Source organism: Aminobacter niigataensis (assembly GCF_014200015.1).
Lineage (GTDB): Bacteria > Pseudomonadota > Alphaproteobacteria > Rhizobiales > Rhizobiaceae > Aminobacter > Aminobacter niigataensis.
In genome coordinates this window covers 103844-117755 of record NZ_JACHOT010000001.1, presented here as the reverse complement: position 1 = coordinate 117755, position 13912 = coordinate 103844, and the positions used below count along the sequence as shown (strand labels likewise).

The following is a 13912-nucleotide window of genomic DNA, read 5'->3' as shown; positions in this document are numbered from 1 at the left end:
CCGCCTCTCCTAAAGTCATGTCAACCACGGCAACCACGCCGCGAATATCGAGGCAGTGACGTTGCCGCCAAATGCGCTATCATCAGCCGGGGGAAGGCAACAGGAGCACGCTCGTGCAGCAGCGGCGCGAAAAAGAGTGGGACCTGACCATCGGCCCGGACACCGTCAGGCTGTTCATCCTCAAGGCCAAGGCGATCAGCGCCGGCGTCAATGAGGATTACGAGGACGGCGCCGAACACGAGATCGAATATGACGGCGACACCCACGACAACCATCGTCATGACGGGCTCGCCGAGGAAGAGGCGGAAAACCTCACGGAAAAAGAGCTGCGCGGGCTGATCGCCGACCTCAATGTCGACCAGGCGGCTGAGCTCGTGGCACTCGCCTGGGTCGGGCGCGGCGACTACGACGCCGCGGAATGGTCGGACGCGGTCGCCGAAGCGCGGCAGCGGGGCAACCGCCGCACCGCCAAATATTTGCTTGGCATGCCGATGCTGGGCGACTGGCTCGAAGAAGGGCTTGAGGCGCTGGGCGCGTGAGCGGCCTTGCCTGCCTTCATTGATGACAGTCCCGTCACCGAATTTGATGGCCCTGCCCCTGTTGTTTCGGCAACCCGCGGCCGGCCGGTGGCGTTGAGCGTCGATGCACACATGCAAGCGCCGCCTGTTTTCCCTGATCCTGATACTGCCGCTGGCGACTTTCGCCGTGATGCCGCACGGCTTTGCCGATAGCGGAAGGCCCGCCTTGCCCGTTCGCGCACCGGTGCCGCAGGCTGCCCCTGCACCGCCCCTGCCCGAACTATCGCCGGCGGCCGAAGTGCAGGCGACGGGGCAGGCCGCGATCCCGACACCCCGGCCGCGCCCGCCGGCGGCCCAGCGACCAGAGCGCCCGATGTTCGGCCCGCCACTGCCTGAAACGCCGCTGCATGCCGAAGCTGTACCGGCCGCCGTGCCCGTTCCACCTGTGCGTCCCGGTCGGGCGTCCGGCAAACCCTCCACCGGGGAGATGTTCGGCCCACCAGCGCCGAAGATGCTGCCCGACAAGCGCTCCCATGCAGAGCGGCCCACCACCATGCCTGCCGACGAGACGGCTTGTCGGGCGCGCCTCAAGCTGCTTGGCGCCGAGTTCGAAGAGGCAGCGCCACAGAGCAATGCCGATGGCTGCGCGCTGCCCTTTCCGCTCAAGCTGAAGCGGCTTGCCGCCTCGATCGACATTGCGCCCGACGCCGTCATCAACTGTGCCGCCGCCGAAGCCTCGGCGCGCTTTGCCACAAACGTCATCTCACCGGCGGCAAAGGCCGAGTTCGGCGAAGAGCTGGCAACGGTCGGCCAGGCCTCGGCCTATGTCTGCCGCCCGCGCAACGGCACCAGGAAGCTGTCGGAACACGCCTTCGGCAATGCGCTCGACATATCCCGCTTCACCCTGACCAAGGGCACAGCCATTGATGTCGAGCCGGCACCGCCAGCGAAGAATGCCAAGTTCCTCTCTCAAATCCGCAAGGCCGCCTGCGGCCCGTTCAAGACCGTGCTTGGCCCCGGCAGCGATGCTGACCACGCCCTGCATTTCCACTTCGACCTCGCCCCTCGGCGCAACGGCGGCACCTTCTGCCAATAGGCCCGCGCCGCAATTTGGCCGCAGCTGTGAATCGCAGCGCTGATCTTTCCTTTACCGTTGGCAGCTAGGCTTAGTCCCTCAAGGGGACAGGAGCCTTCGCATGGCCGCAGATTCGCGCGCCGCCAGCCCAGCCGAACCATCGCGCCGTGCCTCGCGCCGGCGCGCCTTGCTGCTTGCCACGACGCTTGTCGTGGTCGGCCTGGGTGTCAGCTCCTGCACGTCGGGCGACGTCTTCGCGCTCCAGCCGGCCGTCGATGTCGGCTCGCAGACCGCCTCGCTGGCGCCTGTCGAAGCCATTCCGCAAGCAAATGCCGCGCCCGCAGATGCCGCCGACCTGACCTATGACATGTCCGATCCGACGATGGCGTCGGTTCCCCCGGCTATCGAACCGACACTGGACGCACAGGCCGAAAATCTCGGCCAGATCGAGCCGCAGCAGCCGCAGCCGGTAAGGACCGCAGCCCTTGTCCCGGCCCGTGGGCTGCAGACGCTTGTGCCCTCCAATCCCTCCATGGTCGCCTATCCCAGGCTCGACGATCCTTCGAACCAGCCGCAGACGGCGCCGATGCGACCGGCAGTCATGCCGGCCGACGAGGTCGATTGCCGCGCCGACCTCAAGAAGCTCGACGTGCAGTATCGCGACCTGCCGTCGATCAGCAACGGTGCTGCCTGCGGCATCGACTATCCGGTCAAGGTCTCGGCCATCGGTTCGGTGCAGATGAAGCCGGCAGCCACCGTCACCTGCCAGATGGCAGCCAGCTTCGCGGCCTGGACCAAGCGTGACCTGGTGCCGGCCGCGCGCCTGCGCTATTTCTCCGGCGTCAAGACGATCCATCAGGGTTCGAGCTATTCCTGTCGCAAGATTGCCGGCTCGCGCACCTTGTCGGAACACGGCAAGGGCAATGCGCTCGACATCATGCGCATCGAGCTCAACAACGGCCGCGACATTGACGTCGAAAAGCCGGGCCTGTTTGCCTTCCGCACCCGTGGCTTCCTCAACACCATCCGTGCCGACGGCTGCAGCTACTTCAACACGGTGCTCGGTCCCGGCTACAACTACGACCACCGCAACCACTTCCATTTCGACATCAAGCAGCGCCGCAACGGCTATCGCGCCTGCCGCTGACGCGGCATCGCTGCACGGCGCTCCGGTTTGCTCCCGACCCTGAATAGGGATAGAAATCCGGCTTCATCCATCTCCGGCGGCAGCATCTGATGGCAAGGGGCAAACTGCACAGACAGGCGACCCTGTGGTTTGCGGCCTTGTGCGCGAGCTATATCGCGCTTGCCTATTTTGCAGCGCCCGAATTCTGGTCGTTCCGCATCCTGCGCGATGGCCTCAAGCCCCCGGCCCTGCTGACCACCACGCCGCAAGGCATCCCCGGCGACCCCATCAATGTCGGCCTTGTCGGCACCGAGGCCGATCTGCTCGGGGCTTTCGCTGCGGCAGGCTGGAACCGCGCCGATGGCCTTTCCCTCAAATCGTCGCTCGAAATCGGCGAAAGCGTGCTGCTCGACCGGTCCTATCGCGATGCCCCTGTATCCACCCTGCTGCTCGACGGCCGCCCTCAGGACATCGCTTTCGAAAAGCCGGCCGGCAAGAGCCCCGACACCCGCCATCACATTCGCCTCTGGCTGACATTCGCCCTCGGACCCGACGGCCGGCCGACCTGGTACGGCGCCGCGAGCTTCGACCGCGGCGTCGGCGTCAGCCATGACACCGGCGAGATCACGCACCACATCGCCCCCGACATAGACGCCGAGCGCGACCAGGTGATCCGCGATCTCACCACAGCCGGACGCGTCCTGTCGGTCGAGACGGTTCCCGGCATCGGGCTCACCAAGACAGGCCGCAACGGCGGTGGCGACCCCTACTTTACCGACGGCAAGGTCAAGGTTGCGGTACTTGCGCCGCACGAATAGCCGCCGCGTCCTGCCCTGACGTAAGAGTATTTTCGCTGCCGTCTTTTCGAAGGGGCGGAAGCAATGCTATGCAGCGATCATTATGCTTTACGCTGAAATCGGTATCGTGGTCGTCCTCATCTGTGTGAACGGCCTCCTGGCAATGTCCGAACTTGCCATCGTCTCCTCCCGCCCAGCTCGCCTCAAGGCGATGATCGACCGCAACATCACGGGTGCTGGTCGCGCGCTTGAACTGGGCGCCAACCCGGGCAGGTTCCTGTCCTCGGTGCAGATCGGCATCACGCTTGTCGGCGTGCTTTCCGGCGCCTTCTCCGGCGCCACGCTGGGCCAGCGGCTGAGCGGCGTCCTTGCAGAATATGGCGTGCGCGCCGGCGCCGCCGACGCACTCGGCGTCGGCATCGTCGTTGCCGCCATCACCTATGGCTCGCTGATCATCGGCGAACTCGTGCCCAAGCAGATCGCACTTCGCGACCCCGAAGGCGTCGCCGTCCGTGTTGCGCCCGCCATGGCGCTGCTGGCCAAGGTCGCCGCCCCCCTGGTCTGGCTGCTCGACATCTCGGGTCGCGGCGTGTTGTGGCTGCTCGGCCAGCGCGGCGAAAGCGAAGAAAAGGTCACCGACGAGGAGATCAAGATGCTCGTCGCCGAGGCCGAGCATCACGGCACCATCGAATCCGACGAGCGCCGCATGATCGCCGGCGTCATGCGCCTGGGCGACCGCGCCGTGCGCGCCGTCATGACCCCGCGTACCGAGGTCGACTGGATCAACCTGCAGGCCGACGAGGCTGCCACCCGCAAGCTGTTGATGGAAACCCAGCATTCGCGCCTGCCCGCCGGCGAAGGCTCGGTCGATGCCATGGTCGGCGTCGTCCAGACCCGGGAAATCCTCGCATCGCTCCTGGCCGGCCGTGCCTTCGATCCGCGCAAGCATGTGCGCACCGCCCCGATTGCCCACGACCAGGCCGACGCGCTCGACGTGCTCGCCACGCTCAAGCAGTCGGAAGTGCCCATGGCGCTGGTCCATGACGAATACGGCCATTTCGAAGGCATCGTTTCGCCGGCCGACATCCTCGAGGCGATCACCGGCGTGTTCCGCTCCGATCTCGACGAGGACGACGTCGACAATGCCGTCCAGCGTGAGGACGGCTCGTGGCTGCTTGCCGGCTACATGCAGGCCGACGAGATGGCGGACCAGCTCAGCATCGACCTGCCCGAGAACCGCGACTACGAAACCGTCGCCGGCTATGTGCTGTCGCACATGCACCATTTGCCGACGACGGGCGAATGCGTCGACGCGCAGGGCTGGCGCTTCGAGGTCGTCGACCTCGACGGGCGCCGCATCGACAAGGTCCTGGCCTCCCGCCTGCCCGGCAGCCACGGCAAGTCGGGGCACTGAGCCAGCATTAAAAAAGGGCGGCTCAAGGCCGCCCTCAATTCCCTGGGAGGAATGTCGTTCACGTGTTGCTCAGGCAGCCTTGGCTTCCTCAGCCAGGACATCCGCCTCACGCGCGATCTTCAGCGCCTTCGCCCACCAGGTGATCTCTTCGATCAGCCCGTTGGCTGCCTGGTTGAGATGCTCGATGTCCGAGAGCTTCTTCTCGCCCTGGCGCACTGCCAGGAAATCGGCCCAGACGATGTGCACGGCAGCCTTGGTCGGCGCCATCTGCAGTTCCACCGCATGCATGCGCAACTGCTCTACCGCGCGCGCACCACCGACGCCGCCATAACCGACGAAGCCGGCGGGCTTCTTGTTCCACTCCTTGGCGGCGTAATCGAGCGCGTTCTTCAGCACCGCCGTCGGGCCGTGGTTGTATTCGGCGGCGGTGAAGATGAAGCCGTCGAACTCGGCGACCTTCTTTTGCCAGCGTTGAGCCACGTCGCTCTGCGACGGCACCCAGGCAGACGAGGCGACCTCATCGAAGAAGGGCAGCGGGAAATCTCTCAGGTCGACAACTTCGACCTCGATATCCGCATGGGATTTTGCGATCTTGGAGATCCACTCCACCGGTGTGTCGGCGAAGCGGGCGGCGCGCGTCGAGCCGACGACTATGGCGATCTTGGGTTTGGACATGACAGGAACCTTTCGGGCGTGGGTATCGAAGCGATACTGGTAACTGATGGATACCGACGCTATATAGGTGACTGTATTTCACGCGCACAAGGAGGCACTTTTTTGATACCGAGGCACCCGCACCGCACCGAGGATTGCCGCGCCGTCAGCGATATCCTGCAGCGTGTCGGCGACAAATGGACCGTGCTCGTCGTCGGCAAGCTCGGCGATGGCCCCATGCGCTTCAACGAGTTGCGCCACGCCGTCGGCGGCATTTCCCAGAAGATGCTGACCACCACCCTGCGCGGGCTCGAGCGCGACGGCTTCCTCACCCGCACGGTCTTCCCGACCATTCCGCCGCGCGTCGACTATGAGTTGACCGACCTCGGCCGCGAGTTGCTGGTTCCGGTCTTTGCGCTGGGCGAATGGGCACGGCACAATCAGGGCCGCGTCGCCGAGGCGCGCATGAGGTTTGACGCAGCGGCTGAGTGAAGGGCTGTGTTTGTGGTGTGTCCTTCGAGGCTCGCCCCCGCACGTCTACTCCGCTGGCACCGGCTTGGGCTTGCCTTCGCCATCCAGCGCCACCATGATGAAATCGGCGTCGGTCACCTTCTCCATCATGTCGGAGAGATAGCGCTGCGCCCAGGCCTCGACCTTGAGTGTCATCGAGGTGCGGCCGACGCGCTCGACATGGGTGTAGATGCACAGCGTATCGCCGATCTTCATCGGCTTGGCGAAGGCCATTTCCTTGACCGCCGCCGTCACCACACGGCCCCGCGCACGCTCGGCGGCGCGGATGCCGCAGGCAAGGTCCATCTGCGCCATCACCCAGCCGCCGAAGATGTCGCCGGCGGCATTGGCATCGGCCGGCATCGCCAGCGTCCTCAGCGTGAGTTCGCCCGTCGGTTGGCCATCGGCATACTGAACCATCGTCATTTCCCTGTACCGTTCTCCTCCCCACCCGTAACTTTGCGGCAGCAGTCGCGTCAACGCCGCATCTGTTGCATCGGCCGGTCGTATTTTTCACAGGCCATGCCGTAACCGACGCCGAAGCCTTTCGCTAAGGCGATAGTCTGGCCGCTTCGTGGAATTCCGACAGGCCGCCATCAGCATGCAGACGTTCGATTTCATTGTTGTCGGTTCCGGTTCCGCCGGGTCGGTGGTGGCCGAGCGGCTGTCGGCAAGCGGGCGTCATTCCGTGCTGGTGCTCGAGGCCGGCGGCACCGACCGCCGCTTCTTCGTCCAGATGCCGCTCGGCTACGGCAAGACCTTCTTCGACCCAGCGGTGAACTGGAACTACGCCGCCGAGGCCGACCCCGGCCTAGCCGGCAACAAGGATCACTGGCCGCGCGGCAAGATTCTCGGCGGCTCCAGCTCCATTAACGCCATGGTGTGGATCCGCGGTGATGCCGAGGATTTCGATGCCTGGCGTGACGCCGGCAATCCCGGCTGGGGCTTCGACGATTTGCTGCCGGCCTTCAAGGCGATCGAGGACAACCAGGCAGGCAGCACCGACCTGCGCGGCACCGGCGGCCCTATCCATGTCACCGACAACAGGAAAAACGTTCACCCGCTGACCCACCGCTTCCTTGCGGCGGGCCAGCAGGCGGGGCTGCCGTTGAATCAGGACTTCAACGGCGAGGCTCAAGAGGGTGTCGGCGTTTATCAAATCACCACCAAAGACGGCCGCCGCATGTCGGCCGCGCGCGGCTTCCTCCGTCCCGCGATGAAGCGTCCCAATGTCCGCGTCGAGACCGATGCGCTGGCGACCAAAGTCCTGTTCGAGGGCAAGCGCGCGGTGGGCGTCGAGTATCTACAGAACGGCGCCAAGAAGACGGCCCGCGCCGGCCGCGAGGTTATCCTGTCTGGCGGCTCGGTCAACACGCCGCAACTGCTGCAGCTCTCGGGCATCGGCCCGGCGGCGGTGCTCGGCGAATTCGGCATCCCGGTGCTGCACGCCAACGAGCATGTCGGCCGCAACCTTCAGGACCATCAGGGCATCAACTATACCTGGAAGGCCAGGGTGCCGACGCTCAACCAGGTCCTGCGCCCCTGGTGGGGCAAGGCGCTGGCGGGCATGCAGTATCTCTTGCTGCGCACTGGCCCGCTGTCGATGAGCATGAACCAGGGCGGCGGCTTCTTCCGCTCTGATCCGTCGCGCGCCCGGCCCAACATGCAGCTCTATTTCCAGGTCTTTTCGACCGTGCTGCCCAAGGCCGGCGAGCGGCCGATCCTGTCGCCCGATCCCTTCCCCGGCTTTTCCATCGGCTTGTCCAACTGCCGCCCGTCGAGCCGCGGCGAGATCCTGATCCGCTCCGCCGACCCGACTGTGCATCCCAGTATCACGGTCAACGCCTACTCGACCGAAAGCGACGTCGCCGAGATGCTGGATGCGGTGAAATTCCTGCGCAAGCTCGCCGCGCAGTCGCCCATGTCGGACATCATTGCGGAAGAGGTTTTGCCAGGCCCGTCAATCACTTCCGACACCGACCTGATTCAGGATTTCCGCAGGCGCTCGGGCACCGTCTACCATCCGGTTTCGACCTGCCGCATGGGGCCGGACCCGGCCATCTCGGTCGTCGACCCGCGCCTGCGCGTCCACGGCATCTCCGGCCTGCGCGTCATCGACGCCTCGATCTTCCCCGACAACATCACCGGCAACACCAACGCCGCCGCGATCATGACCGGCTGGAAGGGCGCCGAACTGGTGCTGGAGGATGTGGGTTGAACAAGTTCGACTGTCAGCGCCGCCCCTCACCCTTACCCTCTCCCCGTGAAGGACGGGGAGAGGGGTTGCCAGCATTGCGGCTGGCCTCCTTCTCCCCGTTCTTACGGGGAGAAGGTCCGGCAGGGGATGAGGAGCAGCCCCAGACGTCAACGATTTCACGCTACCGGGAGGAGCATCGATGAAGATCACCGACGTCAAGACCTTCGTGGTCAACAACCCGCCGCCCGGCATCGGCGGCAAGTACTTCATCTTCGTCAAGCTCACCACAGACGGCGGCGTCACAGGCTATGGCGAGGCCTACAACGCCACCTTCTCGGCCCATGTGACGGCGCGGATGATCGAGGACATGGCCGAGCGCTATCTCGTGGGACAGGATCCGCACGACATCGAGAACCTGTTCCGCCGCTGCTATTCCTCCGGCTTCACCCAGCGACCCGACGTCTCCGCCATGGGCTGCTTTTCGGCGCTGGAAATCGCCTGCTGGGACATCATCGGCAAGGAGGCCGGCAAGCCGGTCTACAAGCTGCTCGGCGGCCAGGTGCACGAGACGCTGCGCTCCTATACCTATCTCTACCCGCACACCGGCAGCGTCCACACCGAGGACGTGGCACCCAAGAACGTCTACAACGACCCCGACATGGCTGCCGAATGCGCCGCTCTTTATGTCGACCAGGGCTTCAACGCCGTGAAGCTCGACCCGGCCGGCCCCTGGACCGCCTTCGACGGCCACCAGCCCCGGCTGATCGACATCGACCTTTCGGTGCGGATGATGAAGGCCATCCGCGAAGCCGTCGGCACCCGCGCCGACATATTGTTCGGCACGCACGGCCAGTTCACCGCGTCGGGCGCGCTGCGCATGGCGCGCGCCATCGAACCCTACGATCCGCTCTGGTTCGAGGAGCCGGTGCCGCCGGACATGCCAGAAATCATGGCCGAGGTGGCGCGCGGCACCTCGATCCCCATCGCCACCGGCGAGCGGCTGACGACAAAATTCGAGTTTGCCCGCGTCATCGAGAACCGCGCCGCCACCATCCTGCAGCCCGACCTCGGCCGCTCGGGCGGCATCCTCGAGACCAAGAAGATCGCCGCCATGGCCGAGGCCTATCACATCCAGATCGCACCGCACTGCTATTGCGGCCCGATCGTGGGTGCGGCCAACATCCAGCTCGCCGTCACCCTGCCCAACTTCCTCATCCTCGAGTCGCTCAAGCAGTGGGACGGCTTCCACGCCAAGCTGCTGAAGAAGAAGATCGAATGGCAGGACGGCCATGTCATCCCGTCGAAGGAACCGGGCCTCGGCGTCGAGCTCGACGAGGCGGTGTGCGAGGCGAACCCCTATGACGGTCCCCACCTGCATTTGCAGATGGTCCAGACGCCGTTGATGCCCTGAGAATTGCTGTGACCGAGCCCCTCGCCTACGCCTTCATCGGCCTCGGCCATCTCGGCACCAACCTCGCGGCGTGCCTTGTGCGCGGCGGCTTCGAGGTCGCCGTCTATGACCGCAACCCCGAAGCCGTCGAACGTCTCGTGGCGCTGGGTGCCCTCGCCGCATCGAGCCCGGCAGACGCCGCCGCCCGCGCCGGCAACGCCATCACCTGCCTGCCATCGCCCAAGGTCAGCGAGGCGGTGCTGGCAGGGCCCGACGGGCTGCTCGCCGGCCTGCCCAAGGGCGGCACCTGGATCGAGATGTCGACCAACGGCCGTGACGAGATTCTCCGGCTTGCCGATCTTGCCGCCGAGGCCGGCGTTTACACGCTCGAATGTCCCGTCACCGGCGGCGTCCATTTGGCTGCGTCAGGCAACATCACCGCACTGGTCGGCGGCGATGCCGGCCTCTACGAGCGCCACCGCCCGGCCATCCAGGCAATGTGCGCCCGCGCCTTCCTGATGGGGCCGATCGGCTCGGCGGCAGTGATCAAGGTCATCACCAACATGCTGGCCTTCATCCACCTCGTCGCCGCCGGTGAGGCGCTGATGCTGGCCAGGAAGGGCGGCCTCGACCTCGCCCAGGCCTATCACGCCATATCAGCTTCCTCCGGCAACAGCTTCGTCCACGAAACCGAAAGCCAGTTGGTGCTCAACGGCTCCTACGACATCGGCTTCACCATGGACCTGGCGCTCAAGGATCTAGGCTTCGCGCTCGGCATGGGCCAGGAATTCGGCGTGCCGCTCGACCTTGCTTCCCGGGTCGCCACCATCTTCGAACAGGGCAAGGCTGCCTATGGCGGCGACGCCTGGTCGACGATGATCGTCAAGCTGCTGGAGGATGCCGTTGGCACGGACCTGCGCGCGCCGGGTTTTCCGGCGAAGCTGTGACGGAACGCGCACGTTACCCTTCCCCAAGTGGTGAGGGTCGATCCGCGAAGCGGAGCGGGGTGGGGGTCGGCAAGCACAGAGTTTGGTGAGTACCCCCACCCGGCCCTGCGGGCCACCCTCCCCACAAAGGGGAGGGTAACGCCCGGCACAGCCTGCCCTATTCCCGGCCTTTGACACCCGGCCTCAGCCTGAGATAGCGCTGACCATCCATCTGAAGGATTCTCCGATGCGGCCGAGCCTGAGAGCAAAAATACTCGACGTCTGCGCGCGCAAGATCGCCGCCAAAGGCCCCGAAGTAGGGCTGTCGTTCTACGCGTTTTTCGCCAACAAGAACGACGACCCGGAGCTTCTGATGGAAGCCGCCGAATGGTGGATCCGCACCCACAAGCTCGACCATTTCGAGAAGGCCGCAAAGATCGAGGCAATGGTCAGGGAGATGGACGCCTAACCCTCGCCCCTATGATTTCAGCAGCCTACGCCAGTTCCTAGACTCAGATTCCGAGCCACCTGAATCAACACCTGACCTTCAACGCCCTCGCCATCATCTCGTAGGTCGCCGGAATGTGCCCCGGCGATTCCCCGTCTATGTCGACGAGCGCGGCATTGGCGAGCGGATCGCCCAGCGGTTCGACCACGACCTTTCGTCCGCGCAGGATGGTGATGGCGGGATGGTTGCGGTGGCGCCCACCATAGAGCAGGCGCAGGTCGAAGATCAGCTTCAGCTTGCTCGCCGCGCGCAGGATGACGATGTCGAACAGCCCGTCGTCGGGTTTGGCATCGGGTGCGATCATCATGCCGCCGCCGAAGAACCTTTCATTGGCCACCGCCACCATTGCCACCTTGGCCTCGACCGGTTCGCCGTCGTCGACTGTGATGCGGACGTCCTGGAAACGGTAGCGCACGAATTCGGTCACCGTGCGCCAGAAGAACAGCGTCTTGGCCGAGACCCACCGCTTGCGCCGGTCGGCATTCACCGCCCGCACCGTCGCACCCGACATGCCGAGGCTGGCAATGTTGACGAAATGCCGGCTGGCCAGGCGGCCGTGCTCGTCGATGAACGAAATGAGGCCAGCATCGATGATCCGGTCCTCGCCCTCGGCAATCCGCGAGACAGCCGCCTTGGCGTCCGTCGGAATGCCCATGCCTCGGGCAAAATCCGAACCGGTACCGCATGGCACGACGCCGAGCGCCGCGACGGTCCCGGTCTCCGCCTGCATTTGCAGCAACCCGTCGGCGACTTCGCTGATCGTGCCGTCGCCGCCCGCTGCAACCACCAGCTCGCAACCGAGCGCCACGAGGTCGCGGGCGATCGCCGAGCCGTCGCCAGGTTCGTCCGTCTCACGAAATTCGACGTCGCCAAAGCGCTCGGAAAGAGCTGCCGCAATCTCCGTCCAATGCGCGTCCAGCCGGCCACCGCCAGCCACCGGGTTTCTGACCACTCCGATCTTCACCAAACGCACCCTCCCGACGGCATATGCGCCGCCGCCTCCCCGCTTATTGTTGGCCGCGCAGGCGAATGCGCAAGGGAAAGATTGCGAAGTTCACATCCGAAACAGACATGACATTAGCGTATATACAGAAATTCTTGCCCTAAGGAATGTTTTCGTATATACGTTAATTGTCTGGAGGGGCGGACACATAAAGCTCGAATGGGATCAGGCAAAGGCTGAGACCAACGAAGCGAAGCACGGCGTTTCGTTCGAGCGTGCGCGCGCATTCGAATTCGACACCGCTCTGATCGTTGAGGACGACAGGGCCGACTATGGCGAAACCCGCCTCGTCGCCATTGGCCTCATTGGCAGCCGTGTCCATGTGATCGTCTACACCGAGCGAGGCGACACGTGTCGTGTCATCTCGCTGCGCAAGGCCAACAGACGGGAGATCGATATCTATGTCCAAAGTTTCTAGATCGGCCTCGGAAAAAGCCAGGATGGCGGAAGCACGTCGACGTGCCTTGATTTCGCTCGAAGAGATTTCCGACGAGGAAGACCGCGCCATCACGGCCGATGCCGTTGCCGACCCCGACGCACAGCCCGCTGATGAGCTGTTTCGTCGCAAGATTGGGCGTCCTCCTTCACTGAACAAGAAGCAATCTATTTTGCTCAGGCTCGACCCCGATGTGGTCGCCCGCTTCAAGGCCGATGGCGAAGGCTGGCAGACCCGCATGAACGATGCTCTTCGCAAGGCCGCTGGGCTCGACAGGTAGACGAAGCAAGCGCGCCTTCTGCACACCCGCAGATAGAAATGCCACAGCCACGGTCATGCCATGATTGCGGCCAACTGGCGCCGCGTTCGAAGCGGAAAAATCACGGCGTCAACAATCCCTGAGGATTCGGACCGTGATCAAGTCTGCCCTTGTCGCCATGACCATCGTCGGCTGCGACTGCGATGCCAAGCTCTGCGAATATATCGGCGAGACGCCGGCGCAGTGGAATTCGGTCGCCGATTGCGAGGCGGCGATGAAGAGCCGCATCCTGCGCGAAGGCAATCACGACTACCCGCTGGTGACAGGCATCTGCCGCACCACCGTCTTTGCCGAGCCGCAGCTCGCATCAGTTCCGGCCACGCCGCCGGCCCAGCCTGAAATCCGGCCCACCGCCTATTCCGGCATCGTCGAGGGCGGCCAGTCCGTGCTTTACCGCACAGCCAATGGCTACGCGCTGGTCCGTTCCGGTCTCGGCCACGCCGCCAACGGCACGCTGGCCGCCGCCAAGCGCTCGACGAATTGGCTCGCGGAGAACTTTCCCATCGCTTTCTGACGCGTCAAACGCCTCGGAAAAAGAATGGCCGACCCGCGAAGGGCCGGCCAAAAGGTAGCTTGGAAGGTGTCGAGAATGTCACGCGCCTGCCGTTGGCCAATGTTGGGGCCGGCAGGGCGCCTTCGCGAACCGGCCTTAGGAGGCCTTTTCGATCGCGGTCACTGCACCTGTCGTGTCGTCCACGGTCACCTTCACCTTGGCGCCAGCGGCCAACTCGTCGACCTTGATGGTCTCGGGGATGACATAGATCTTGCCGTCCTCCAGCGTGATGGAACGCGTCGCCGGGTCGACCGACTGCACGGTGCCTTCGATGTCGGCGGCATAAGCGGCACCGATGAAGGCAAGCGAAGCGGCGGCCGTTGCAAGAAACTTGTTCATGTCTGGTACTCCGGTTCTTTCTCGTCCTCGCGGGCTTCACCCTCTCAGCAATGCCCGCCGAACGACCTGGAGATTGACCGCCGGGCCAGCCGCACGCAAATCACGTTGCGTGAAATTATCGAACAGAATCAGCGGCTTATTTCTGCC

17 protein-coding genes are annotated in these 13912 nt (G+C 64.6%); 13 read left to right on the top strand and 4 right to left on the bottom strand.

Features of this window, described 5'->3' with window-relative positions; translation table 11 throughout:
• Positions 1-113 precede the first annotated feature (113 nt).
• The 5 genes from GGQ99_RS00660 (at position 114) to GGQ99_RS00640 (ending at position 4930) form a co-directional block, all read left to right on the top strand.
• On the top strand, positions 114-539 hold the full coding sequence (locus GGQ99_RS00660) for a DUF3775 domain-containing protein (RefSeq protein WP_108609800.1): 426 nt from the start codon (positions 114-116) through the stop codon (positions 537-539).
• Positions 540-642: 103 nt separating this feature from the next.
• Positions 643-1614 (top strand): extensin-like domain-containing protein, encoded by a 972-nt coding sequence (locus tag GGQ99_RS00655; protein WP_183259957.1) that lies wholly within the window; start codon positions 643-645, stop codon positions 1612-1614.
• 100 nt (positions 1615-1714) lie between these two features.
• Positions 1715-2740 (top strand): extensin-like domain-containing protein, encoded by a 1026-nt coding sequence (locus GGQ99_RS00650; RefSeq protein ID WP_245439757.1) that lies wholly within the window; start codon positions 1715-1717, stop codon positions 2738-2740.
• A gap of 89 nt (positions 2741-2829) precedes the next feature.
• Positions 2830-3537 (top strand): LssY C-terminal domain-containing protein, encoded by a 708-nt coding sequence (locus tag GGQ99_RS00645; RefSeq protein ID WP_183259955.1) that lies wholly within the window; start codon positions 2830-2832, stop codon positions 3535-3537.
• Between the two features lie 82 nt (positions 3538-3619).
• Positions 3620-4930 carry a hemolysin family protein gene (locus GGQ99_RS00640; protein WP_108607370.1) on the top strand — a complete coding sequence of 437 codons (1311 nt, stop codon included), beginning with the start codon at positions 3620-3622 and terminating at the stop codon, positions 4928-4930.
• 69 nt (positions 4931-4999) lie between these two features.
• Here GGQ99_RS00640 and GGQ99_RS00635 read toward each other — a convergent pair whose 3' ends face one another.
• Entirely contained in the window at positions 5000-5605 is a 606-nt protein-coding gene (locus tag GGQ99_RS00635; protein WP_183259953.1) for an NADPH-dependent FMN reductase, read from the bottom strand.
• 102 nt (positions 5606-5707) lie between these two features.
• Between GGQ99_RS00635 and GGQ99_RS00630 the strand changes: the two genes are divergently transcribed.
• On the top strand, positions 5708-6076 hold the full coding sequence (locus GGQ99_RS00630) for a winged helix-turn-helix transcriptional regulator (RefSeq protein WP_108607368.1): 369 nt from the start codon (positions 5708-5710) through the stop codon (positions 6074-6076).
• A 45-nt stretch (positions 6077-6121) separates the two neighbouring features.
• Here GGQ99_RS00630 and GGQ99_RS00625 read toward each other — a convergent pair whose 3' ends face one another.
• Positions 6122-6514: an acyl-CoA thioesterase gene (locus GGQ99_RS00625; protein ID WP_183262313.1), complete on the bottom strand. Its 393-nt coding sequence runs from the start codon at positions 6512-6514 to the stop codon at positions 6122-6124.
• 181 nt (positions 6515-6695) lie between these two features.
• Here GGQ99_RS00625 and GGQ99_RS00620 point away from each other — a divergent pair, with 181 nt between their 5' ends.
• From GGQ99_RS00620 to GGQ99_RS00605, 4 genes are all read left to right on the top strand, one after another.
• Complete coding sequence (locus GGQ99_RS00620) at positions 6696-8312, top strand: GMC family oxidoreductase (RefSeq protein ID WP_183259951.1); 1617 nt, start codon at positions 6696-6698, stop codon at positions 8310-8312.
• A 178-nt stretch (positions 8313-8490) separates the two neighbouring features.
• On the top strand, positions 8491-9702 hold the full coding sequence (locus tag GGQ99_RS00615) for a mandelate racemase/muconate lactonizing enzyme family protein (RefSeq protein ID WP_183259949.1): 1212 nt from the start codon (positions 8491-8493) through the stop codon (positions 9700-9702).
• Between the two features lie 8 nt (positions 9703-9710).
• Positions 9711-10628, top strand: coding sequence for an NAD(P)-binding domain-containing protein (locus GGQ99_RS00610; RefSeq protein ID WP_183259947.1), 918 nt, complete (start codon positions 9711-9713; stop codon positions 10626-10628).
• Positions 10629-10854: 226 nt separating this feature from the next.
• Positions 10855-11076, top strand: a complete 222-nt coding sequence (locus tag GGQ99_RS00605; RefSeq protein WP_108607363.1) for a DUF6500 family protein — start codon at positions 10855-10857, stop codon at positions 11074-11076.
• A 64-nt stretch (positions 11077-11140) separates the two neighbouring features.
• On the opposite strand, the gene GGQ99_RS00600 is transcribed toward GGQ99_RS00605, so the two are convergent.
• Complete coding sequence (locus GGQ99_RS00600; protein WP_183262312.1) at positions 11141-12079, bottom strand: YegS/Rv2252/BmrU family lipid kinase; 939 nt, start codon at positions 12077-12079, stop codon at positions 11141-11143.
• 49 nt (positions 12080-12128) lie between these two features.
• Between GGQ99_RS00600 and GGQ99_RS00595 the strand changes: the two genes are divergently transcribed.
• From GGQ99_RS00595 to GGQ99_RS00585, 3 genes are all read left to right on the top strand, one after another.
• Positions 12129-12536 carry a BrnT family toxin gene (locus tag GGQ99_RS00595; RefSeq protein ID WP_210307717.1) on the top strand — a complete coding sequence of 136 codons (408 nt, stop codon included), beginning with the start codon at positions 12129-12131 and terminating at the stop codon, positions 12534-12536.
• Positions 12520-12834, top strand: a complete 315-nt coding sequence (locus GGQ99_RS00590; RefSeq protein ID WP_246389356.1) for a BrnA antitoxin family protein — start codon at positions 12520-12522, stop codon at positions 12832-12834. The genes GGQ99_RS00595 and GGQ99_RS00590 overlap by 17 nt, the downstream gene beginning before the upstream one ends.
• Positions 12835-12967: 133 nt before the next feature.
• Complete coding sequence (locus tag GGQ99_RS00585; protein ID WP_183259945.1) at positions 12968-13387, top strand: hypothetical protein; 420 nt, start codon at positions 12968-12970, stop codon at positions 13385-13387.
• Between the two features lie 135 nt (positions 13388-13522).
• On the opposite strand, the gene GGQ99_RS00580 is transcribed toward GGQ99_RS00585, so the two are convergent.
• On the bottom strand, positions 13523-13765 hold the full coding sequence (locus GGQ99_RS00580) for a DUF1344 domain-containing protein (RefSeq protein ID WP_183259943.1): 243 nt from the start codon (positions 13763-13765) through the stop codon (positions 13523-13525).
• Between the last annotated feature and the right edge of the window lie 147 nt (positions 13766-13912).